The 22,718-nt window shown below is 52.1% G+C and carries 25 protein-coding genes; 11 read left to right on the top strand and 14 right to left on the bottom strand.

What is annotated here, in order from left to right:
* Nucleotides 1–4: 4 nt before the first annotated feature.
* From FOA19_RS14835 to FOA19_RS14810, 6 genes are all read right to left on the bottom strand, one after another.
* Entirely contained in the window at nt 5–1,627 is a 1,623-nt protein-coding gene (locus FOA19_RS14835) for a CTP synthase (RefSeq protein WP_149091565.1), read from the bottom strand.
* A gap of 189 nt (nt 1,628–1,816) precedes the next feature.
* Nucleotides 1,817–2,524: a hypothetical protein gene (locus tag FOA19_RS14830; protein ID WP_149091564.1), complete on the bottom strand. Its 708-nt coding sequence runs from the start codon at nt 2,522–2,524 to the stop codon at nt 1,817–1,819.
* 70 nt (nt 2,525–2,594) lie between these two features.
* Entirely contained in the window at nt 2,595–4,076 is a 1,482-nt protein-coding gene (locus tag FOA19_RS14825; RefSeq protein WP_149091563.1) for a glycogen-binding domain-containing protein, read from the bottom strand.
* Nucleotides 4,067–5,101, bottom strand: a complete 1,035-nt coding sequence (locus tag FOA19_RS14820) for an aspartyl protease family protein (RefSeq protein WP_149091562.1) — start codon at nt 5,099–5,101, stop codon at nt 4,067–4,069. Before FOA19_RS14820 ends, FOA19_RS14825 begins: the two co-directional genes overlap by 10 nt.
* Nucleotides 5,102–5,478: 377 nt before the next feature.
* Complete coding sequence (locus FOA19_RS14815; protein ID WP_149091561.1) at nt 5,479–5,721, bottom strand: hypothetical protein; 243 nt, start codon at nt 5,719–5,721, stop codon at nt 5,479–5,481.
* A 350-nt stretch (nt 5,722–6,071) separates the two neighbouring features.
* Entirely contained in the window at nt 6,072–6,797 is a 726-nt protein-coding gene (locus tag FOA19_RS14810; RefSeq protein ID WP_149091560.1) for a hypothetical protein, read from the bottom strand.
* Between the two features lie 202 nt (nt 6,798–6,999).
* Between FOA19_RS14810 and FOA19_RS14805 the strand changes: the two genes are divergently transcribed.
* Entirely contained in the window at nt 7,000–8,514 is a 1,515-nt protein-coding gene (locus tag FOA19_RS14805; protein ID WP_149091559.1) for a hypothetical protein, read from the top strand.
* A 73-nt stretch (nt 8,515–8,587) separates the two neighbouring features.
* Here FOA19_RS14805 and FOA19_RS14800 read toward each other — a convergent pair whose 3' ends face one another.
* Nucleotides 8,588–9,616, bottom strand: coding sequence for a threonine aldolase family protein (locus tag FOA19_RS14800; protein ID WP_149091558.1), 1,029 nt, complete (start codon nt 9,614–9,616; stop codon nt 8,588–8,590).
* A 76-nt stretch (nt 9,617–9,692) separates the two neighbouring features.
* Here FOA19_RS14800 and FOA19_RS14795 point away from each other — a divergent pair, with 76 nt between their 5' ends.
* On the top strand, nt 9,693–9,872 hold the full coding sequence (locus FOA19_RS14795; protein WP_149091557.1) for a hypothetical protein: 180 nt from the start codon (nt 9,693–9,695) through the stop codon (nt 9,870–9,872).
* Between the two features lie 101 nt (nt 9,873–9,973).
* Here the strand turns inward: FOA19_RS14795 and FOA19_RS14790 are convergent, their stop codons facing one another.
* Both FOA19_RS14790 and pyrE read right to left on the bottom strand, forming a co-directional pair.
* Nucleotides 9,974–10,471: a metallophosphoesterase family protein gene (locus FOA19_RS14790; protein ID WP_149091556.1), complete on the bottom strand. Its 498-nt coding sequence runs from the start codon at nt 10,469–10,471 to the stop codon at nt 9,974–9,976.
* Between the two features lie 257 nt (nt 10,472–10,728).
* Entirely contained in the window at nt 10,729–11,367 is a 639-nt protein-coding gene (pyrE, locus tag FOA19_RS14785; protein ID WP_149091555.1) for an orotate phosphoribosyltransferase, read from the bottom strand.
* Nucleotides 11,368–11,423: 56 nt separating this feature from the next.
* Between pyrE and FOA19_RS14780 the strand changes: the two genes are divergently transcribed.
* Nucleotides 11,424–12,155: an NUDIX hydrolase gene (locus FOA19_RS14780; protein ID WP_223808911.1), complete on the top strand. Its 732-nt coding sequence runs from the start codon at nt 11,424–11,426 to the stop codon at nt 12,153–12,155.
* Here FOA19_RS14780 and coaD read toward each other — a convergent pair.
* The 4 genes from coaD to FOA19_RS14760 all read right to left on the bottom strand — a co-directional run bounded on the left by coaD (nt 12,106) and on the right by FOA19_RS14760 (nt 17,016).
* Complete coding sequence (gene coaD / locus FOA19_RS14775) at nt 12,106–12,597, bottom strand: pantetheine-phosphate adenylyltransferase (protein WP_149091554.1); 492 nt, start codon at nt 12,595–12,597, stop codon at nt 12,106–12,108. The two genes, FOA19_RS14780 and coaD, sit on opposite strands and share 50 nt — an antisense overlap.
* A 442-nt stretch (nt 12,598–13,039) precedes the next feature.
* A complete protein-coding gene (locus tag FOA19_RS14770; protein ID WP_149091553.1) occupies nt 13,040–13,777 on the bottom strand; it encodes a response regulator transcription factor in 738 nt (245 codons plus the stop codon).
* Nucleotides 13,778–13,808: 31 nt separating this feature from the next.
* Nucleotides 13,809–15,953, bottom strand: coding sequence for a sensor histidine kinase (locus FOA19_RS14765; protein WP_149091552.1), 2,145 nt, complete (start codon nt 15,951–15,953; stop codon nt 13,809–13,811).
* 172 nt (nt 15,954–16,125) lie between these two features.
* Nucleotides 16,126–17,016 carry a tyrosine-type recombinase/integrase gene (locus FOA19_RS14760; protein WP_223808949.1) on the bottom strand — a complete coding sequence of 297 codons (891 nt, stop codon included), beginning with the start codon at nt 17,014–17,016 and terminating at the stop codon, nt 16,126–16,128.
* Nucleotides 17,017–17,515: 499 nt separating this feature from the next.
* Between FOA19_RS14760 and FOA19_RS14755 the strand changes: the two genes are divergently transcribed.
* The 5 genes from FOA19_RS14755 to FOA19_RS14735 all read left to right on the top strand — a co-directional run bounded on the left by FOA19_RS14755 (nt 17,516) and on the right by FOA19_RS14735 (nt 19,750).
* A complete protein-coding gene (locus tag FOA19_RS14755; protein WP_149091550.1) occupies nt 17,516–17,827 on the top strand; it encodes a hypothetical protein in 312 nt (103 codons plus the stop codon).
* On the top strand, nt 17,827–18,213 hold the full coding sequence (locus FOA19_RS14750) for a phage terminase large subunit (RefSeq protein ID WP_149091549.1): 387 nt from the start codon (nt 17,827–17,829) through the stop codon (nt 18,211–18,213). Before FOA19_RS14755 ends, FOA19_RS14750 begins: the two co-directional genes overlap by 1 nt.
* 100 nt (nt 18,214–18,313) lie before the next feature.
* Nucleotides 18,314–19,009 carry a terminase large subunit gene (locus tag FOA19_RS14745; RefSeq protein ID WP_149091548.1) on the top strand — a complete coding sequence of 232 codons (696 nt, stop codon included), beginning with the start codon at nt 18,314–18,316 and terminating at the stop codon, nt 19,007–19,009.
* Nucleotides 19,010–19,067: 58 nt separating this feature from the next.
* Nucleotides 19,068–19,526, top strand: coding sequence for a hypothetical protein (locus tag FOA19_RS14740; RefSeq protein WP_149091547.1), 459 nt, complete (start codon nt 19,068–19,070; stop codon nt 19,524–19,526).
* A gap of 23 nt (nt 19,527–19,549) precedes the next feature.
* Complete coding sequence (locus tag FOA19_RS14735) at nt 19,550–19,750, top strand: hypothetical protein (protein ID WP_149091546.1); 201 nt, start codon at nt 19,550–19,552, stop codon at nt 19,748–19,750.
* 15 nt (nt 19,751–19,765) lie between these two features.
* Here the strand turns inward: FOA19_RS14735 and FOA19_RS14730 are convergent, their stop codons facing one another.
* Nucleotides 19,766–20,224, bottom strand: a complete 459-nt coding sequence (locus tag FOA19_RS14730) for a hypothetical protein (protein WP_149091545.1) — start codon at nt 20,222–20,224, stop codon at nt 19,766–19,768.
* A gap of 212 nt (nt 20,225–20,436) precedes the next feature.
* Here FOA19_RS14730 and FOA19_RS14725 point away from each other — a divergent pair, with 212 nt between their 5' ends.
* From FOA19_RS14725 to FOA19_RS14715, 3 genes are all read left to right on the top strand, one after another.
* Entirely contained in the window at nt 20,437–20,865 is a 429-nt protein-coding gene (locus tag FOA19_RS14725; RefSeq protein WP_149091544.1) for a hypothetical protein, read from the top strand.
* Between the two features lie 153 nt (nt 20,866–21,018).
* The gene (locus tag FOA19_RS14720; protein WP_149091543.1) at nt 21,019–21,363 is read left to right on the top strand and encodes a hypothetical protein; all 345 of its coding nucleotides are present in this window, start codon (nt 21,019–21,021) and stop codon (nt 21,361–21,363) included.
* Entirely contained in the window at nt 21,363–22,652 is a 1,290-nt protein-coding gene (locus tag FOA19_RS14715; protein WP_149091542.1) for a hypothetical protein, read from the top strand. Before FOA19_RS14720 ends, FOA19_RS14715 begins: the two co-directional genes overlap by 1 nt.
* The last annotated feature ends 66 nt before the right edge of the window (nt 22,653–22,718 follow it).

Below are 22,718 nucleotides of genomic sequence, written 5' to 3'. Positions count from 1 at the left end.
AGGGTTATTTGTTTTTGTTTTTAGACTGGGAAATGGCCGCCTTGATGAAGCGCACGAACAGTGGGTGCGGGGCAAGCACCGTGCTTTTCAGTTCTGGGTGGAACTGGGCGCCCACAAACCAGGGGTGGTTCTGCAATTCTATCACCTCCACCAGGCCCGTGTCTGGGTTGGTGCCGGAGGCAACCATGCCGGCATCTTCAAAGGCTTGCAGGTACTGGTTGTTGAATTCATACCGATGGCGGTGACGCTCTGAGATGTGGCCTCTACCGTAGGCCTGGTGCGCTCTGGAGCCTTTCTTCAAGTCACAGATATAAGAGCCCAAGCGCATGGTGCCGCCTTTTTGGGTCACGTTCTTCTGCTCCGCCATCATGTCAATAACAGGGTGGGGCGTATGGGGGTTCATCTCCGTGGATGCGGCATCTTTCAAGCCCAGCACGTTGCGGGCAAACTCCACAGCCGCGCACTGCATGCCCAGGCAAATCCCGAAGAAAGGAATGTTGCTCTCGCGCACGTACCGGATGGCCTCCAGTTTTCCTTCAAAGCCGCGCTCGCCAAAGCCCGGGGCCACCAACACGCCGTTCATGCCTTCCAGGTGCATGTGCACGTTCTCGGCGGTGATAAACTCAGACTGGATGGATTTCAGGTGCACTTTGCATTCATTGGCCGCTCCTGCGTGGATGAACGACTCAATGATGGATTTATAGGCATCTGGAAGCTCCACGTATTTTCCTACCAGCGCAATGCTGACTTCCTCGGTGGGGTTCTTCAAGCGGCCCAAAAACTCTTTCCAGGAGTCCAGGTTGATGTCCTGGCGGCTGGTGAGTTTCAGTTTCTTGATCACGCGCTCATCCAGTTTCTCTTTTTTCATGAGCAGCGGCACGTCATAGATGGTCTCGGCGTCCAGAGACTCAATCACGGCGTTTGGCGCCACGTTGCAGAACAAGGCAATCTTGCGGCGCATCTCTGAAGGGATGGAGTGTTCTGAACGGCAAACCAAGATGTCTGGCTGTACGCCCGACTCAGACAAGGCTTTCACCGAGTGCTGGGTAGGTTTGGTTTTAAGTTCGCCGGCAGCTTTCAGGTAGGGGAGCAGGGTTAGGTGGATGACTACGGTGTCATTGGAGGGCAAATCCCAGCGCAGCTGGCGCACCGCCTCTATAAAAGGCAAAGACTCAATATCGCCCACGCAACCGCCAATCTCGGTGATGACCACGTCAAATTCTCCGGTTTGGCCCAGAGACAGCATGCGGCGCTTGATCTCATCGGTGATGTGGGGTACCACCTGCACGGTTTTGCCCAGGTACTCGCCTTTCCGCTCCTGCGTGATCACGTTGTGGTAGATCCGGCCGGTGGTCACGTTGTTCGCCTGGGAAGTAGGGGCATTCAGGAAGCGCTCGTAGTGGCCCAAGTCAAGGTCCGTCTCGGCGCCGTCTTCGGTCACGTAGCATTCCCCGTGTTCATAGGGATTCAGCGTGCCCGGATCGATATTGATATAAGGATCGAATTTTTGGATGGTTACAGAGAAGCCTCTCGCTTGCAGAAGTTTAGCCAAAGAAGCAGAGATAATGCCTTTTCCTAGTGAAGAAGTAACACCTCCCGTAACGAAAATGTATTTAGCAGAAGCCATAAGTTGAGTTTGTCTTATGGACTGCAAAGTTACTCTAAATTATTTGAACAGCGGGGAAAATGTTTGGCTTTGCCAGGAAAGTGCACCATCTGGGACAAGGGTTGGGGTTTTAAGGCTGTTTTACCAAAACAAGGCTCAAAACCACAAAGTCTTGACAGAACCCTAGGGAAGTCCTCGCATTTAATGCATCTAGCTGCCTTTGAGGAAATCCTGCAGCCGCTTGCCCATTTCCTGTAAGGTCAGCAGAACCGCCTCCTGCTGGATGCGCCTTCTGGCTTCCTGCTGGTCTAGCTCGTTGTCTTTTTTCTGGCTAAGCGTGTCTTTGGTCACGATGGCGGAGAAAGGCACGATGCCGGTTCTCACGTCCAACAGCAGGGCCTGCGTGGTGGCAAAAGCTTTGATGTCTGACTTGGAAAATAGCTTGTACTGGGCGTACACATCGTGGGTGGTGGAGTATACGAGCACCATGTCTGCCTGCATCCGCACGGCGGCTTCGCGCAGGCCCGTGAAAGAGGTAGGCTGCGGCAACAGCAGATCAGGAACGATGGTCACTTTGGTCACCTTGCCCGATTTTTTCAACTGATCCTCCAGCAAATCTGCGTAGGCTTGCTGACTTTTCTGATAGGCCTCATCATTCCACTGGTACCTTTTTACCGACGCGTTTTCCAGGTTCACCAAAGCCACCCTTATGGGGGAGGGTAACTTGTAAGGGGCAAACAGCATCCGCTGGATGTTCTCCTCTGAAATGGTGGAAGCCTTGTCAGCGAACAGGGATTGTGTCAAGGGATCAGTGAAGCTGTTAATCCCCTGCTGTTCTACATACGGCCCTGTTGGTTGGCTAACGGTACAGGCGCTCAGCAGGAGGCAGGAAAGGACAGCAGCGAGGTTTCGTTTCATGGGTGTTTTGCGAAAAAGGGCCTATAAACAGGGAGGATGTGGCAAGGGTACTTTCGGGTGAAACAAGGATTTATTGTTCCACCCAAATGATGGAGTTTCCGGTTTGGTGCTCGTTCTGTTCCCAGAGTTTGTTGTTGGGGTCAATGATCCATTCCCCGTCCACTATAAATTTGTACCGGTTCTTGCCCGCCGGTAAATGGACGTTGAACACCCAGTCATTTCCTTCCCGTTTCATGAGCAGCGCCTTGGGATCCCAGTTGTTAAAATCTCCGGCCACAAAAACCTCCCGCGCCTTGGCAAAATTCTTCAGTCGGAAGGTGTGGTTTGGCGAGATGATGAGATATGAATTGCCTGAGCCCTCGGGGTTGCCCACTTTCAGAGGATTAGCGGGGTCCAGGATCCACTTGCCATCTACCTTGAACTTGTAAGCATGGTTCCCCGGCCCGATGGAATAGGGCAGTTCCCAACCGGTGGCGGTTTTCCTCATGGGCAGCTCAAAATCTCGCCAGTTGTTGAAGGAACCCGCTAAGAATACTTGCTTCGCTGAGGTGTACCCTTCCAGTTTGAACAAGCGGGGTTTTCCTACCCGCAGAATGGAGTTGACGCTGTTGTGCTCGTTGGGGACGGTTTCAGGGTTGGTGGGGTCGTGGTGCCAATCGCCATCCACAATGTACTTGTAAATGTGGGTTCCCTGGGTCAGGAACAGGGGCAACTCCCAGCCTCGGGCGGTTTTGTTCATGAGCAGGTCGCGTTCTTTCCAGTTGTTGAAGGAACCCGCCAGGTACACCCGTTTGGCGTTGGTGTAGCCGGGCAGCCGAAAAACCGTATTGGTCTTGTAGTAAACCGAGTTCACGTTTCCGCGGCCATCGTTCTCCCGCAGTTGGTTATCGGTGTCAATGTTCCAGTTGCCGTCTACCACAAACTTGTACCAGTGCTTTCCGGCCTGGAGCGGCACCCGGGCAACCCAGCCACTGTCGGTTTTGGTCATGGGCAGGTTGTCAGGCACCCACCTATTGAAGCTGCCCGCCAGAAACACTTTTCTGGCTTGTAAGGCATTTCGGAGGTAAAACGTGACCACCGAGTCTTTCTCAGGAAAGAATTTCTTGTTTTTGAACCGGTTACTGCCAAAGACCACATGCTGGTTGATGACCGGGAAAAGGGACAGATCGGCGCCGTCTTTCCCGCTGAAGATGATTCGGTCTACCGGGTCTTTGATGTCTCCGAACACCATAAGCGGCTTGCTGAAGACTACAATTTGGTTGTTGTTCTGCTCCAAACGCCAGCCCTGCTGCGTAAGCGAATCAGCGGATTGGGTCTTGAAGTACTGGTGCAGGCCGACATCGGTGAGGTTGAACTGCACCAGAAAAGAATCCAGGGTGGCGGTGGAGATCTGTTTACTAAGCTCAATAAACATCTTGCCGTCTTTCACGGTGTACTTCTTGACCGGAGCCTGAGCATACGTCTGCCACTGCAGGGCTACTCCCAACAAGAGGGTGCACCAGCAGAGGCGGAGAAGCCGCAGCAAAAAGGACCGGTTGATGTTTATTTCCATATGTATAATTCGCGCCTCACAAAATTAAAGCCTATTTTGTTATTGTTCACTGCCAAGAAGTCAAACCCCAGCACCCCGTTGATACAGCCGTTGTAGGAGAAACAGGTATTCTCCAGGCTGGTGATGAGCACGGGCAGGTTGGGGATGTCCTGGGTACCAAACCGCACGTTTTTCATATCCCCGCGCAGGGCCTCAATCTTCCGGTTGCCGGTGCCGCTCAACATGACCCTGCCCGTGATGACTACATTCTCAAACACCTTGTTGGGCAGACGGCTGTCCAGGATATTGGTTTCGGCGCCGCAGTCAATGATGAAATCAATTTTCTTGCCAGCCATCTCGGTATGGGCAATGATGCGGTTGTCCTTGAGGTCAATAGGGATTCTGTGGAAGGTGGACGTGTCTTGCAAAAAGGTGCTTTGGTACGTATCGGCTTCTTTTTTGCCTATCTGGTGCAGGTAAATGAGGCTTCGCTCGTAGTCTATGATCATCTCACACTGCCTGAACAGCTCCATGCCCAGCAGCCCTAGTATCTTAACCCCTTTGGTGTTCTCTAAGTGCCCCAAAGGGGTTAAATCTGCTCTGAGCCGGTTGTAACGAAGGGTTCCCAGGCTAAAGTTCTTCACTACCGTCTTGATTACCGCCGCCGTGGAGCCGGTTACGCTGGTGCGCTGCGCACCGCTGTCCCGGGTTTTGGGGTAATCCCGGAAGTAGGTGATGTTGAGTACCAGGTTCTGGGCGCCCGTATCCAGGATAAAGTTGCCTTGGGTGGTGTCTGCACGGGCTTGCAGCAAGATGAGGTTCCCGGCCCGCGTGAACGGGATAACGCAGGACGCAGAATCGTTGCCGGCGAAAAGGTAGGGGATGGAGAACGTCGATAGTGTTCGGCCCAGGCCAGGCAAAGCAAACGTGAGGTGCCTCTGGGGTTTTTCTTTCTCCTTTGATTTCGCTTCCAGCACGCCATTGCCCAGCAGCAGCAGGAGCAACGCCATAAGCTTCAGCACAAGGGAACGGAACGGAGAAGACATACAAAAAGGAACTTGCTATATGCTTTAGGAAAGTCTGGGGCTAGTAGTGTCGCAGGGCTGGGGGTTGCCAAAGCAAAGTAGCATAAAAGATAGCAAAATCCTTATATTGAATAAACAACCTTTTCCATTTTAACACAAGATTAACGTCTCCATCCTTTACCATTTGGGTCGATTCAATTCTTTTTGATTTGACTTTTTTCCCCTGAGATAGTATGAAGGCACCAATAGTCTGAAGTATCTCCAATTACCTGTTGAACGAAGCCGCCTTGTGTTTTGGACCTGTTTATGCAAAAGCAGGCGCAAAACACAAGGCGGCTTAAAATATGAAAAGCTGTTTCTGAATCGGATTTTAGAATAAGGCCCTAAAACAGGTTCTGTTACTGGGTGGAGGTGGTGGAAGCCAGAATAGCCACGAACGCTGCCAAAGCAATGCCTCCACCGATGGCCGCTTTCCCTACCTTTCGTTTATGGGCCTGGTGCCGGTAGCCATTATAATAGTATTGATCGCTTAGCAAAGTTGGGTTGGGTACTTCCTTGGGATTTACCTTCGGAGGGATGGCCGCAATGAGCACCGTGCCCGGTATGCCCAACAGCAGCGTTGCCCCAATAGACCCCAACACAGCATTGGTACCCTGTAATACTGCCGGGCGTCCATCTGGCCCTGCCGGTACCTATCCTGGGATGAAAGGACAGGAGTTGTTTCTTTTTCCTCTACGGGAGGACGCATAAGTTCATTTTTCCCGTTGGCGTACTTCACCATGAAAATCTCTGCCCGGGGAAGGGTGAAGAGACTGTCTGCGAACTTGTCTGGTTGGGTGAACTGCACCTTTTCTGGTGAGATCTCCATTACCTTGGCTTTTATCTCCTCGCCCGAGTTCTTAAAGATAATGTCTTGGGCATTTGCCTGGTAGCAGACAACCAAACAGAATTGCAATACAATGGATAAGATAGCTTTCCTAGTGGTAGAAGGTTAGAATTGTCTAGAGTTGAACCCGAACAGCAGGCTGAACCGCGCGCCTCCGTTGCCGGGTACAAAGGCCAGGTTCACCGGGAAATTCACTCCCTCGGATTTGAAATTGGTGCCTATGGCGAAGGCCACTCCGGCGCTGGCCGGCGTCAGGTTGGGTCCAACCCCGAACTCAAAGCCTTTGGGCCCCCGCAGACCCACCATGGCATTCAGACTGGGCACAAACTTCCCCTGCTCCAGGCCACCCACCAACGGGATGAACTCAAACAACCCAGACAAGCCCTTGGAGGTAGTAAAGATCCTGGTCTCAAACTGCCAGCCGAATTGCGTGAGAAACGGGTTAACGCTGAACTCCTCTTTGGCTTTGTCGGCGAGGGAGCCGGAGATGAGCGTGAACCCCAGCCTGGGGCCGCTTAGCTTCACGTGAGGCATCAACTGGGGTTCAGAGGTAGTCGCATTGGAAGGAGCCATACTGGTACTCACCGCGGGTGCCGGCGCGTTGAAGGTTTCTTTGTTGCCGTTGGCATACTTGATCATGAACACCTCCTTCTTCAGGATTGAGATGAGGGGTCCTTCTAGGTAATCAGCCCGTTGGTACTTCACCAACTCAGGGGTGATCTCCAGGATCTTGGCCGAGATCTCTTCGCCGTTGCGCTTGATAATCAAATCCTGCGCCTGGGCCACACCCCAGGTAAAGAGGACCACCAACAGAAGTAAAGTTTTTTTCATAATGAAACAGATAAGGGTTCAACCAGAAGGTGCAGTGAAGGTAGGTTGTGTTTTCAGGGAAAGAATATTAAGTTTATAGAATCCTTACTTTTAGATTTAAATAGTGTAGTTTATAAGTAATTGTAATTCAATATTTTGTATGTGTGTTTTGTGACTTGTAAAAGGATGCTGATTTGCTACAAACCTTGCATTATGGAAACCCATGGATGATTTGAAGATCACCATCTCCACGTTGTCCCCGGAGGATGTGCAGGAGTTTGCCTCTTTTATTCAGCGGCACAAAAAAAGGAGGGATAGAAAGGACTACGAGCTGTTCAAGTTGCTGCTGCAAAAACAGAAGCTTAGTCCGGCCCAGATCATGGGCAGACTGTATGGGGCAGAGGTGAATCCATCGGCGTACTACGCCCTGCGCAAGCGGCTCATGCAGCACCTCACCGATTTCATTGTGCTCAAGCGCATGCAGGAAGACCCCACCGCCGACTCCAGCATCATGGGCGCGCTTTCCATGGCCCGCTACCTGTTTGGGGCGCAGGCAGACCGCCAGGCCTGGAACCTCCTCCGGAAAGCCGAAAACCTGGCCACGGCCCATGAGCAGTTCGATCTCCTGAACGCGGTGTACAACCTCCAGATTGAAAAAGCCGACAGCGAATTCGCCGATGATTTAGACCTGATTATTAAAAAACGGAACCAAAACAAGGCCGCCGCCGATGAGGTGGAGCGGGCCAATATCGCCAGCAGTATCATCAGCAAGCGCCTGGAGAGTTCCCGGCGAGAGGGGCGGGACCTCCAGTTTGCGGCCACCATCCATTCGGTGCTGCAGACGTACGGCTTGCAGGAGGCCGTGAGCCAGCGACCATCGTTGCTCTTCAAGCTACTGTCCATCGCCCGTACCGCCGTGCTGGCCCGCCGCGACTATTATACCTTTGAACCCTATATTATTGAGCGCTTCCGGGCCCTGGCTCCCCACCTGAACATGACCCAGACTCACCAATACTATAAAATCAGGTTGCTGTACATGATCGCGCACGTGCTCTACCGTAACCGGAAGTTTGCCCAGTCAAACGAGTACCTGGAGGAGATGCGGGCGGTGCTGCAGACCCAGGGGAGGAGTCATCACACCACATTCTACCCCAAATACCTTTTCCTGAAAAGCGCCAACGGGGCCTTCCAGCGGAACCTGCCCCAGGCCATTCAACTGCTAGAGGAACTGCTGCAGGCTAAAACCATCAATTTGCCCCACCGTGACATGCTCACCGCCCGCCTGGGACTTAGCTTTCTGTATTTCGCGCAGGATAATTTCCAGAAGGCCAACAACCTATTGGTATACATCAACCACTCAGACAAGTGGTGCGAGCGGATCATGGGCCGGGAGTGGGTGCTAAAGAAGAACCTGGGCGAGTTGATTATCCAATACGAGTTCGGGAACCTGGACTTGGCCTTGGACCGGGCGAAAGGCATCGGGCGTAGCTACAAAGACCTTTTGGCTTTGCCAGCTTATAGCAACGCCAGCTCTTTCCTGCAACTGATTACCTACTTAATAGAACAGCCAGACCTGGCCACCCGCAAACTGTTTCTGCAGCAAGTGGAATCCATGCTCACGTTTGTGCCCGCCGAGCAGGAGGATTTGCAAGCCATGAGTTTCTATGCCTGGCTCAAGGCCAAAATGCTGGGCCGCCGGTATTATGACGTGCTGCTGGAACTGGCCCATGCTTCTTAAAAGAAAAATTCCCGTTTAGGGGCTGTTTTGGTCAAAACAGCCCCTAAACGGGAATAACATTAATCGGCTGGTTTTAAGCCTTGAAATCTGAAATGGCGTGGATAATAGCGGAGATCATCTCATCCGTTAGGTCCAGGTGGGTCACAAACCTGATTTGCTGTGGCCCGAAGGTAGTGGCTAAGATGTTTTGTGTCTCCAGGTAATTAATGAAGCCGTCTGGGTTAATCTCTGGTGCCAGGGTGAAGATGACGATGTTAGTCTCTACCGAAAGCACCTCGGTTACGTAAGGCGCAGCCTCTAACGCTTTCCCTAGCTGTTTGGCCCGGTCATGGTCTATTTGCAAACGCTGGATGTTATTTTGGAGGGCGTACAATCCGGCCGCGGCCAGAAAACCAGCTTGGCGCCAACCACCGCCCAAGGCTTTGCGCACTCTTTTGGCCTGTTCAATCATGCGTTTTGGTCCCAGCAGCAGAGAGCCTACCGGTGCGCCCAATCCTTTGGAAAGGCAAACCGAGATGGTGTTGAAGTATCGGCTGTAATCCTGCGGCTTCTCTCCGGTAGCTACCAAGGCATTGAACACCCGGGCTCCGTCTAAGTGCAAGGGCAAATTATTACGGCGGCACACTTCTGAGATGGCCGCAATTTCTGCTCCCGTATAATAAGAACCGCCTCCTTTGTTGCTGGTATTTTCCAGAGAAACCAGGCTGGTGACCGGATAGTGAATATTGTCTGGGTTAATGGCTGCTTCAATTTGTTCTGGGCTCATTCGGCCCCGCACGCCCTCTATCAATTTAACCGAAGCAGCGGAGTTGAAGGCAATGCCGCCCACTTCATACAAATAGATATGGCTGGTGCGGTCACAGATCACCTCGGTGAGGGGTTGGGTGTGCATTTTGATGGCAATCTGGTTTGTCATGGTGCCCGAAGGGCAGAAGAGCCCTGCTTCCATGCCAAACAGGCTTGCGCCGTACTCCTGCAGCTCGTTCACGGTGGGGTCTTCACTGTACACATCATCGCCCACCGGGGCCTGGAACATGGCTTCCAGCATGGCAGGGGAGGGTTTGGTGACGGTGTCGCTCCGGAGATCTATCAAAGTATTCATGTGATTTTTTAGGCTGAACTATTGAGAATGTAAAAGTAATAACTTACTTTTGCGATTCAATTTTAAATATTGACCGATGGCAGTTACTAGATTAAAAAGAAAAGACCGTAAGAATAAAGCAAGACAGAACAACAAAGTGCGTGTGATCAAGCAATTGTTGATGACTCCTGTAATTAAGAACGTGGATGTTGAAGAGCTTAAAGCTCGCTTCACTTCTGCTCCAGCCGCTAGCGCGGAAGTTGCTACAGCTGAGTAATTCTGCGTTTTTTCGTTCGCCTACTGCCTTTCGGCAAACTGTACGCGATTACTCTTACTACAAGATAGTTGAAAGTGTAACCTCTGTTGGTTACACTTTTTTTATGCCCTTTTGCCAAGCTCAATGGCCTGGAGTTTCTGCACCTTGCCGTCTTCCACCTCAAACCGCATCATGGTCCGCATGGTGTGAAAACCGTGCCGCCCCGCCGCCCCGGGGTTGAGGTGCAGCAGGTTGCCGTGCTTGGGGTCGTGCATCACTTTCAAAATGTGGGAGTGCCCGCAGATAAACAGGCCAGGAGGATTCTCTTTTATCATCGCACGCACCTCGGGCGCATACTTGCCGGGGTAGCCCCCTATGTGGGTCATGAGCACATCCAACCCATTGCAATCAAAACGAAGGTTCTTGGGGTGAAGCGCCCGTACATCGGGCCCGTCAATGTTCCCGTACACCCCCCGCACCGGCGCCACCGTGGCCAGCCGCTCAGAAACTGCCGCAATCCCGAAATCGCCCGCGTGCCAGATTTCCTCAACCCCCTCCAGCAGCGCCAGAATGCGGTCATCCAGGTAACTGTGCGTATCAGAGAGCAGGCCTATTTTCATTTTATTGAAGGAATGAGAGGTTGAATGAATGAGAGAATATTCTAAAAATATAGAAGTAAAAGGCTCATGGGGGACTTTACGGAACAAAACCTGTTTAGTGGCTAAATTCTGAAAAGTAGCCCCAAAACAGGTTTTGGATCCGATTAAAATGGTGAACAACCGAGAGCTTGGGAGATTTTATCTTTACTTTAATTGCCTTCGCCACTCACTAATTCCCACATTCATTCAATCCTTCAATCATTCATTCTCTCAATAAACTACTTTCCCCACGTCTCGGGAGCCTGGCGCCATTGCTCCAGTGTAGCAATGGCTTCCTGGGAGATGTAGCCTTGGGTAGCGGCGGTTTCCAGGAGGGCGTTGTAGTTGCTGAGGCAAATGGTGGGGATGCCTGCGGCGGAGAAGTTTTCATCAGCCTGGCCGAAACCGTAGGTGAAAATGGCGGCCATGCCAATGACCTCGCCACCGGCGGCCTGTACCGCTTTTGCTGCTTTGAGCGAGGAGCCGCCCGTAGAAATCAGGTCCTCAATGAGTACAACCCGCTGGCCTTCCTGTAATTTTCCTTCAATTTGGTTGCCCATTCCATGGCTTTTTGGCTCAGGACGTACGTATAAGTACGGCAAGTTCAGTATATCTGCTACCAGCGCACCTTGGGCAATGCCGGCGGTGGCTACCCCGGCAATGGCTTGTACGCCCGGAAATCGGTCTTGGACAGCCTGGGCCAGGGCACTTTTAATATAAGAACGAATATGCGGATAAGAGAGCGTAACGCGGTTATCGCAGTAAATAGGGGAGTTCCAGCCGGAGCTCCACTTGAAAGGCTGCTCCGGACGGAGGCGCACGGCTTGGGTTTCAAGGAGGTAAGCCGCAATCTGGGCGGCGGTTTCTGTGTGTGGCATGGGCGAAATTACACAAATAGTAGGAATGTTTTCCTGCCTCCTACGTCTTGTGCCCTATGAAAATTCTTTCTTATTTTGTACCTCCTTACGCGCCTTACATAAGCGACAACTTCATGAATGTCTTTATCAACGACATCCCACTGATTATTAAAAAAAGCAGTGAAAAGATCTTTAAGCACAAATACGATTTAGTGCTCGGTAAAGACGATCAGTTTACCTCCAAGGACCTGGTGGGCGATGTGCTCATCCGCGACGTTGACTCTGTGCTCATTGACCGCCTAGTGCGGCTCATGGAAGTAAAGAAACTCAAGAAACTGGAGTCTCTCACGCTGGTCACCGACAAGAAGAAGAAACTCATTGAGCACCTGAAAGATCAGTTCAAGATTATTAAGGCGGCCGGTGGCCTGGTGGTGAAGGACGGAAAAATCCTGATGATCTACCGCATGGGCATGTGGGACCTTCCCAAAGGCAAGATCAAGAAGTCTGAGGAAACTACCCTGGGCGCCCTGCGCGAGGTAGAGGAGGAGTGTAACATCAAGGTGGCCATCACCGGAGAGTTGCCCAACACCTGGCATTCCTACGCTTACAAGGGAAACAAAATCCTGAAGAAGACCAGCTGGTTTACCATGCAGTGCCTAGATGACACCTACATGAAGCCGCAGGCCGAGGAGTTCATTGAAGAAGTGCGCTTCATGACCCCAGACGAAGTGCTGGAGGTGTTGCCGGAGTCTTACACCTCTATTCAATTTGTGGTGCGGGACTATTTGAAGGCAATGAAGAAAGGCTGAACGGTATAAACTCCTGCACGTTGCCTCCGAAACGGTGAATCTCCCTGATAATGGAAGAGTTGATGGCCGCCAGTGAGGGCGAGGTGATTAGAAACACCGTCTCCAACTCCTGATTGATGTGCCGGTTGGCCTGCGCAATGGTGTTCTCGTATTCAAAATCAGTGGTGTTACGCAAACCGCGCAGCAGGAATTTGGCCCCCACTTCCTTCGCGAAATCGGCGGTAAGGCCTTTGTAGGCCTGCACCCACACCTGCGGATTATCCTTGAACACCCCTTCAATGATGGACACCATCTCCTGTACCGGAAAATAGCGGTTCTTGCTGCTGTTGTTGCCAATGGCGATGATGATGTTGTCAAACAGTTCACAACCCCGCTGCACCACATCATAGTGTCCGTTGGTGAAAGGATCAAAAGAACCAGGGAAGATGGCGATGCGCTTCATAAAATAGCAGATGAGGGGTTGGGCTAAAGGATTTTCGGCGGTGAAGATGCTGAAAATATTCTGTTCCTGTACCCCTCAATTACCCCAAATGTTTCCGCGTTGGCTGTTTAAGGCCTCTTTTTGGAAAAATAGCCTCAAAACCGATGGTGTCATTTTCAAAATGCTGATCCCTTCTTTGTAGGGGCAATCCCAAGTGGTTGCCCTTTACGTTCTGCACCTAAATGGGCAACCACTTGGGATTGCCCCTACTTTCTTTGCCATGTTGTGATTTCTGGTTGGGGAATAAAGGTGTCTTCCCTACTTTTGAAATTTGAGCTGAATGGGAGGGAAGCATGATCTCGTCTCAATTAACCCGTGTATAAAGCAAAAGCGTGTTCTATGCCTCTTTTTATAAAATCGGGCAGAGAACATGCTTTGTTGTTTTGGAGGAAGATAGCTGGCTCTAGGCAATAGGAGCTAGAACGTGAGCCTCGGTGACGGGCGCTACCAACCGGAAACCGTTGCCGTGGACGTTGATGATCTCCACGGATGGGTCGCCTTTGAGGTATTTTCGGAGTTTGGTCACAAAGACATCCATGCTGCGGGCAGTGAAGTAATTGTCGTCTTTCCAGATTTTGCTTAGGGCCACTTCGCGCGGAAGCACGTCATTCAGGTACTGGCACAGCAACAGGAGCAACTCGGCTTCTTTGGGCGAAAGTTTCTGGGTTTCCGCACCGCGGGTGATGAGCCGGGTTTTGAAGTTAAAATGGTAAGAGCCTAGGTTGTACTCGGTAGCGGTTAATTTTTCGGCCGGGGCCGGCGTGGCTTTGCGCTGCAGAATGGCTTTGAGTTTACAGAGCAGGATCTCAGAGTCAAACGGCTTGGTGATGTAATCATCGGCGCCAATCCGGAAGCCTTCCAGCATATCGGCCTTCATGGCTTTGGCGGTCAGGAAGATAACGGGCATTAAAGGATCGGCTTTTTTGATATCGGCGGCCAGGGAAAAGCCATCTTTCAGGGGCATCATCACGTCCAGAATGCAGCCGTCAAAGGTTTCTTTCTGGAACATGTGCAATCCTTGCATGCCATCGGTGCAGAGCGTAACGGCATAGTCATGCAGCTCAAGGTAATCTTTCAGAACCATCCCAAAGTTGGGGTCATCTTCTACCAGTAAAAGGCGGGTGTCAGGGTTTGTTGTCATGAAATCTTACGTTAAGGAGGTTGAATTTGCGTTAAGCCACATGTTTTTGGAAAGGAAGCCACAACGTGAATTTGCTGCCTTTGCCTAGTTCACTACGGAGATGGATACTGCCCGCGTGGGCCTCGGCCATGGTTTTGACATAGCTCAGCCCCAGCCCGAAGCCTTTCACGTTGTGCACGTTGCCGGTGGGCACCCGGTAGAACTTCTCAAATACTTTCTTCTGCGCCTCGCGCGACATGCCGGAGCCCTGGTCTTCCACGGAGATGTGCAGCCCCTTGGAAATGGTGGTGGTCTGGATCACGATCTTGGGCGCGTTGGGCGAATACTTGTTGGCGTTGTCCAGCAGGTTACCGATCATGTTGGCCAGGTGGCCCGGATCGGCCCAGACATAAGGCGTGCGGGCGTCCAATTTCAAATCCAGGGTGCCTTGGCGCTGCTCAATGTGCAGTTGGAACGGCTCGGCGGCTTTCTTGATGAGTTGGTGCACGTCTACTTCCTCAAAGGCCAGTTGCAGGGTGCGGCGCTCCATCTGGGCTGTTTGCAGCACTTTCTCCACCTGCTGGTGCATGCGCCGGTTCTCGTCTTTGATGATGCGCGCGTAATAGTCTACCCGCACCTCGTCTTTCCGCACCTTGGGGTTCACCAGTGCATCCAACGCCAGCGAAATGGTGGCAATAGGTGTTTTAAACTCGTGCGTCATGTTGTTGATGAAGTCATTCTTGATCTCGGAAATCTTCTTTTGCCGCAGGATGGTGTACAGCGTGAAGGAGAACGTCAGGATAATAATGAGCGTGAACAGCACCGAAATAGCCGACGGAATCAACAGGCTTTGCCACACATAGAGGTTCCGGTCCGGGAAGTTCAGGAGCAGGAAGCCGGGATCCGTCATTACGTCATTGGGGAAAAGGCGTACCGCGTATTCGTTCTCCCGCAGATTAGAAGGGATGAGTACGTTAGGGGAAGAGGTCAGAATCAGGTTGAGGTTCCCAGACCCGGTTGCCGTGCGCAGGGTGCAGTTGTAGCGGATGTTGATGTTATGGTTGGCCAGTTCCGTGGTGAGCAGGTCATTCACCTTCAGTTCCTGCAGGCGCTCGGCCAATGGTTTCTCTTTCCGCACGTACTCCACCGCCATCTGCTGCATCACCTTGTTCAGCGACTGTACTTTGGCTACGGCTTTCTGGTGTTTGTTTTTTTCGGGGCTTACCTGCGGCTGAAGGGCTTGGGCGGGTGCCTTGGCGGGTTGAACAGCGGAAGGAAGGGACAAAGGCGTAAGGGACTTGGCGCCCTGTAGCACAATAGTCCCTGACTTAGCCGTACTTCTAATAGACGGGTAGTACCGTACCATCTTCTGGCCATTCACCACAGAATCCTGGGAAAAAGCAATGGCCTGCCATACCTGTTTGCCCAGCAGGGTATCCGTAACCACGTCTATGACGTTGCCGCGCACGTTCACGGCCTTGATGTTCTTGGAAGGAAGCCGTAGCAGTTGCTGCTGTTTGGCCCGGGTGAGGGAGTCATAGCTCATGCGCAGGACAAAGGCAGAGTCCACCTTAGACCGCATAAAGTGGGTGGAGTTGCTTTTCCGGAAAAGGGAGTCTATCTGGGATTTCTGTGAGGCCAGGATTTTCCAGACAATCACCGAATCGGCGGGGCCTTTCCCAAAGAGGTCCTGGTTGTCTTTCCCCTGGCTTCCAGTTTGGGCCTCGCGCACGTACGTTCTGCCGTGCAGTTCCTGGTACCTGGTTGGCTCCTGGGCGCGGGCCATGGTCAGGGCTTCTGCCTGGGTCACCATCACTTTCACAGGAGACAAGGTGAGCCGGGCCGGAGCCACGGTAGTAACATTGGCTGGAGCCGCGGGGGCAGGAGTAGGATGGGTGTTTTTAGCCTGTTTTTTCTGTTTAATGGTGATTGCCGGGCGGACCTTATCAATCACCACTGGTGCTTCGGGGGATAATGCCGCCGCCCTGATCTGGGGAGCTTTTTCCTGGAGGTAAAACACCGCCTCCTTGGTTTCTAACCGGCGGGCTACCTGTTGCAAGGCATCGTGCACGTTCCGGTCAAAAACCTCTTCCTCCATCCGTACTGCATGATGGATCCAGTAGACCTGGAACCCTATCAGCCCTATGAGCGAGATAGTCATCAGCACAATGACCCAAAGCAATGTTTTCTTTCTCATCCCTACAAAGATAAAGGCTTAAATGAGGGCAAACCTTACTTTAACTTTTCATTAACAAGATAAGCATATTGCGGGACTAAATAATGGGTTAAAGGGGGTAGAAATGAGGGGTTGATAGGAGGAAGCGTACACGATTTGTCCTTAGAATACCCCTCGTTGTTTTACTATGGTTTTACTCGAGCTTCACCCTTGAGTAAATGGCGGCGGTGGCCAGATCGTCTTCCCCTTCCAGCAGGTCCTTCACATAAACCTCGGTCGTGGCCAGCGAGGAATGGTTCAGCATTGCCTTAATGGTGCGCAGGTCCGTGTGCTTCAGCGCCTCGTTGGCGAAGGTGTGCCGGGCAGTGTGCATGGTGAAGGGCTCCAGGCCTAAAAGCTTTGCAATGCGCTTCAGATTACGGTTGACGGTGGCCTTCCGGTTGTCCCGAATGCTCTTCTGCGTGAATTTATTAAAAGAAAGGTAATCTTCTTCCAGGACCGGAAAAACAAAGGTCCGGCTTTCACCTTTCCTAGGCATGTACCTATCTAGGATGGCCATCAGCTCAGGGGTAAGGACAATGGACTTTCCTTTACGGTTCTTGCGCATGGTGTAGCGTAGCCGGTCCTGCACGTCCGCAACCTTGAGCTCCAGCACATCGCCGCCCCGGGAGCCGTGCATGTAGTACTGGGCAAGGTAGATGTCGCGGGACAAAGTCAGGTTCTTCCCCTTTTTGATGCCGGAGAAATCAGCTTCGGCCAGCTTGCCCAAGGCTTCCATGCTGAGCGGCTGCTTCTTCCTGAATCCTTTCTTGCCCTTGATCAGTTCTTCCGCATTGGTAAAGGGATTGGCGGCATAGTCCAGGAGCCCTTCCTGCATGGCTGACTTGGCCACGCTGCCCATGATCTTGAGGTAAGTACTGATGGTGACGTTGGAGCAGGGCCGCATTTTCTGCTTCGTGCCTTTATTGCCGATGGTCTGCAGGTGCAGGATGTAGTCCTTCAGGAAGCCCACTGTGAGCTGCGTCATGGGAAGCCTGCCGGAGCAATAGCCGTGCAGGGTGTTGTAGAGGGAAGAGTAGGTGATGAGGCTGGAGGCGCCAAAGCGTGCTTACGCGCTATCTCCCTTTTGAACAGGTCCAGGAAGCAGGGTTCCCTTAAATCCCGGGTGCCGTGCTTGCTTTCCTTGTAGAGGTTCACCAGCTCCGCAGAGGTGAGGGAAGGGTTCTTCTTACCCAAAGCACTGAGTGCATCCAGGTCGTTCTTCAGGCTGTTATTGTCTACTGCCGACTGTGAGTAGTCCTTTAGCTAGTTCTCTTTCCGGTAGTCCCAGTTCTCCCGCCAGTACTTCTTCAGGACGAAGAAGTCAAAATAATAAAATTAAGGGGCGTGTTTTGATTCAAATTCCGGTTTATTTATTTGCATAATACATTATTTTTGTGTATCTTAGATGGGTATACTGAAAGTAAAACAATAACAATAATTTAAATGTTTAGCTTAAACCCGTTGGTTCAGTTCTAACCATTAAGGTTACAATGACGGCGTGCGTTAAGGTAAGCGCTAATTTAAAATAGATTGAAATAGAAATGCCAGGTAAGAAGAAGGGACAGCCCAAGACCGGGTGGAGAGAGAAAGGCTCACCCAACAAAGTTACCCGTACCGCAAAGGAGTTGGTGACTGACTTGGTTTCGGCCGGTATGGCCAAAGCCATGCAGAAGCTGGAGGAGATTGAAGACCCTAAGGAGTACCTGGAGACGCTGGCCAAGTTCATCAGCTACGTAGTGCCTAAGAAGACGGAAAGCGAGACAACCGCTGCCTTGCCTGTCATGCAGACGGAAGTTCGAATCCTGCCATCCGAGGCAAAGATCGCCTCCAGTGAGAAAGAAGTCAGCCTGTAATGTTTGAGACCTCCGTACTGTACGAAGCCAACTACAACGCCACGGCCCAAGTGGTGGTGGGTCAGGGCGGCACCAGCTCGGGGAAGACCTACAACATCCTGCAGGTGCTCTTCACCAAACTGTCCGAGCGGCCGCGCAAGGTCTGCACAGTGTTAGGGCAGGACATTACCAACCTAAAAGCCGGTGCGCTTCGTGATGCCGTGGAGATCTACGACAACACGGCAATGCTCCAGCGGCTCATCAAGTCCTACAACAAGTCAGACCGGATCTTCACCTTCAACAACGGCTCCATTATGGAGTACAAGAGTTATGACGGGCCGCAGGATGCAAAGTCAGGGAAGCGGGACTACCTGTTTGTGAACGAGGCAACGGGGTGGAGTACCTGATCTGGAAGGAGCTGTTCCTCCGTACCCGTATCAGTCCTACATTGACTACAACCCCAACGCAGAGTTCTGGGTCCATGAGCACCTGATAGGCAAACCCTTCGTGCAGACCTTCATCTCTGACCACCGGCACAACCCCTTCCTCTCCGATATGCAGCGGGCCACCATTGAGGCTTTGCGTGACGAAGACGAGGAGCTGTGGCGGGTGTATGCCCGTGGGCTCACTGGAAAGATTGAAGGCCTGGTGCTGCGCAACTGGTCCCTCTGTGATGAAATACCGACAGACGCAAAGCACATCGGCACCGGCATGGACTTCGGTTTCACCAACGACCCAACAGGCGTTCCTGATGTCTACATGCAGAACGGGGAACTGTGGGTAGATGAGCTCATGTATGACCATGGTCTCACCAACCCGGCCATCTGCAAGAAGTTGGATGAGCTGGGCTTTGACCGGCGCAAGGACATCATTGCCAACTCTTCAGAGCCTAAGTCAATGAGGGAGATTAAAGACATGGGTTTCCGGATCGAAGGCGTGATGAAAGGCCCTGACAGTATCCTAAACGGTATAGACATTTTGAAGCGCTACCACATCAACGTGACCCGCCGCAGTGTCAACCTCCGGAAAGAGCTGAATAACTACAAATGGGAGGTGGATAAAACCACCGGTAGGCCCACCAACGAACCCATTGATGCCTTTAACCACTTGATAGACCCGCTGCGATCCGTGGCCCTGAACAAAATCGGTAAACCGACCACTGCCCCAATCCAGAACAGAATGAAAAAAGCATCTAAACGATGAAGAACCTAGAACTACACGCCGCCTCGGGCGAATCACTGACGGTGCAGGTGCCCACCCAATGGGGAGAGGTGAGCCTGCGGACGTTCCTTGCCATGCAGAAGAAGCCCAGCCTGAGCAGTTCGCCTTGCTGTGCGTCATTACCCTGGAGCAGTACTTTGCCTTGAGCAGCAACGCTGTGGAGTGCATAGCCGCCGTGCTCTCCTTCATCGCAGAGGAGCCGTTGGAAGAGGAAGGCCTTGACTACCCCAAGAACCTGGGCGCTGAATCAATAGGCCAAATGGAGCTTGCCAAAAAAGCCATCCAGGACACGGCAGAGCATGGGGAGCTTGCCGCTATCCCTTACCTGTACGCCATCTACCTGATGCCCGAGCGCAACAATTTGCAGCTTGCCTTCGTGCAGGACTTTCCGGAGAACGTGGTGGAGGAGGTGCGGGACTTGCCTGTTTCCCAGGTGCTAGGACCAGCGGTTTTTTCATGGGCCAGATTTTGGAGAAGGCAGCCTTCTACGGCCCAATGATTTACCGGGAACCATAACCCGATATGCTTGCGGCAGGATTTGAGAGGCTAAACCAGTTCGGCTTTTTTGGTACGATGGTGCAGCGGTGCAGGGCAGAGGGAATAAGTCAAGCGGAGTTCCTGCAAAGGCCCGCCGATGTGTTCTATATGGAACTGGTGCACGATGCCATTGCCAACGACTGCCAGAAAGACTTACAAGGGATACAGAAAAATAAATCGAACTAATAAGGTTTATAAAACTTACCTCTTGAATTCATACTCCACTACTGTGGTTCCGCCAAATGGCCTATCAGTCTTCGAAAATATTATCAGGTGATCTGGCTTTAGTTCTTGGATTGTTACTGTATATGGTCTATAACCTGCATTTGGGTATCTGGTAAAGCTAGAAGCATCAATCATTGCATAGTTATCGGTATTCACCGAGCTTCTAAGGGATTCCGTCACTTGAGTCCTTGGAAACTCAAAAAAAGAATCTGCCCCCAAATTAGTAGTCCCATAGGAATTAGGCCAATCGGGTGTTGTGGAATTAGCTTCATGCTCTGTGTGCTTAAAGCTCGTCATCATCCACTTGCCCATCAACATGGTATGTGCCTTTGTCTTTGGGTCCTCAGGAACTACTGCATCTTCCTCATCTTCAGCTTTACTGCAACAAGAGAAAAGAAGGAACATAAGCAAGAAGATCGAAAGAAGCTTCTTCATGATGTGAATCAGGGTTTAGGATATTTTGAAACGCTAAGTTATTGGTTTGCTTCAAGGTAATCTATTCGGTAGGAGCGGTTTGTAAGGTGGACTGTAAAAAAATTTTATTTTATGACTCAATAATTACTTCATTAAAAACGCATACTTGATTCTTTTTCAATTCTTTATATAGGCTTGTGAACTACGTATTTTTGTCTATACAACATAGGCAAATGAACTACGCAGGCATCGTATCCCTTATCCGGCAAACCGCAGAGGCCATTCTTTCCGAAAACGGAGGGACTGGCCTTTTCCATTATGGGCAGACCCCGCAGCATGCGCAGGAAGGCTACAACGGCCCCATGCCGCAGATTCACCTAGACCCCTTGCAGGACTCGGTAGACTTCGGCCGCGGCAATACCCGCGTGCCGATCACCATCGGCTTTCTGGACCAGGACACCGGTGAAAGCAACGCCTCACAGCAGGCGGCGATAATTGACCGGATGGTTTCAATATCTGACAGGTTCATGGTTGCCCTGAGCGAAGAGGACCTGTTTGATGACATCCTGGCCACGAGAAAGCCCATCTACGGCTATGGCCAGGCACGGCTTACCGGCATGACCGTTTCCTTCACCATCAGCACCCCGGTTGCCCTATGCTAATGCAGACGCACATAATGCTGCAGGAGTACGGGCAGAAGTGGGTGGCCATGATCCAGGAGAACATCCTGACCTAACACCAAGAACTACATCCCGTTATCTGAGCGCCAGAAGATGGCCGCCAGTATCCGCTTTGAGGTGACCAAGTAAGGGCTGGTGATCTGCGGCGGGGAGTGGGTCTTTACCTACGATTACGGCCGCGGCCTCACGGTGAATGACGGTGAGGGTGCCGTGCGCAGGAATGCCCTAGCTTTCATCCGTGAGGAAGGAATCAAACCCAAGGGGTTATTGGCAGACGGCTCACCCATGGATCAGGAGACCTTGGCCTTCTTCCTTTCAAGGAAGATCCACCAACAGGGAACCTTGCTTTACCGCACGCAAACCCAAAGCGGTGTCCTAAGCGATGTGATCAACGAAGGCACGGTGCAGGAAATGGAACAGATGCTGTTCTTTGAGATAGGGACCACCATCAGCAGCAGACTTTTAGAAGCGATTCAATAATGGAGCAGCTCATCTACAGCTACCAGCAGAACCCAAGTGACCCGCTCAGTGATGTGGTCACCGTGTACTTTGAACCTGACACCAAAACGGTGTCTACCTTGAATGAGCCCTACAGCTCACAGGTGGTCTCGCCACCCCCGGTGGAAGGGCAGGTGGTCTATTCCATCTGCGACGCTACGCCCGGTAGTTACACCAAGGACGTGGTGAAGTTCAGCTCTACCCGGTTCCGCTACCTGCCTGAGGAGAACTCGGTTGACTGTGGCTACACTTCAGGAGGATCAGGCCCAACCTATTCGGCTGATGGGACTTTCATCCGCAATCAATGCTATGGGGTAAATCAGTACCAGGTTGTAGCCAACGGCACCGGAGGGGAAAGGCAAGGCGCACTGGTGAAGGCCAACGCTACTGAATGCGGCTACGTGGCACCTGTAGTGTCTGGCTGTACCAACCCATTGGCCTCCAACTACAATCCACTGGCCACGGTGGATGATGGCTCCTGTGTTATCCCGCCGGCGCAATACCATGCTGTAGGCGGCGTGCTGCCCAACCCAATTGAGTACAGCATCACGGTAGACCCGCTTCTGAACGGCACACCCAAGAAGAACCACTTCATCAGGGCTACCATCCACCGGCTGGACTATAGCGTCATCGGCACCATGCAGGCCCGCGTGCGCAACGGCAAGGCAACGCTGGAGGTGTCTTCCTACCTGCGCCCTTTAGTTGGCACGGAGATCACTACGGCAGTCTCACAGGTAGCCGAGCAAGCCGGAGCGGTGGAGCCTTTCTACCTCAAGTACAAGGAGCACTACAACGGCCTTGAATCCGCTGAGGTGACGCTTGCCAGCCCTGTCCGTTTGGCGGTGGAAAGTGCCTTGGATAAGTACTCCGGAAGCCTAGAGCCTTACGTGCTACGGGAAAGCGATACCCTGCCCGCCTTCACCACACCTTACAAGAACCCGGTTTGCTTCAGCGGTCTGCCCTTTGAGGTGAGCATGCTCATTGATGCCTCCATGGCCGGCAAGCCCATGTTCTTTGAGCGCCGCTACATCGACGCCTGCGGTTCTGAGCTGGAGATCCTGAGCACGCCTATCCCTGATGCCATGGCCGGGAAGATGGCCCGCCTGCGCATGGATGCTTTCCCGCTGGATTGCGCCTGGAAGGTGGAGCTCTCCATTGTGGATACTGACCGCAGCTACCACGGCTCATGCCCTGTGGCGGAGGGTATCAAGATATTTGACAACACGTTTGACTTCAGCTTTAAAAGAGTAATTGTTACCTCAGGTTCATAAAGCCTTCAATAGTTTCCAAAATAAGTGGTTTGAATCGCTCTGTTTTAGAGCTAGTGGATGAGAGAA

Origin of the sequence: Rufibacter hautae (assembly GCF_008271695.1) — a bacterium.
In the GTDB taxonomy this organism is placed as follows: Bacteria; Bacteroidota; Bacteroidia; order Cytophagales; family Hymenobacteraceae; genus Nibribacter; species Nibribacter hautae.
The sequence above is the reverse complement of the archived record's forward strand: the minus strand, read 5'-3'. Positions and strand labels throughout refer to the sequence as shown.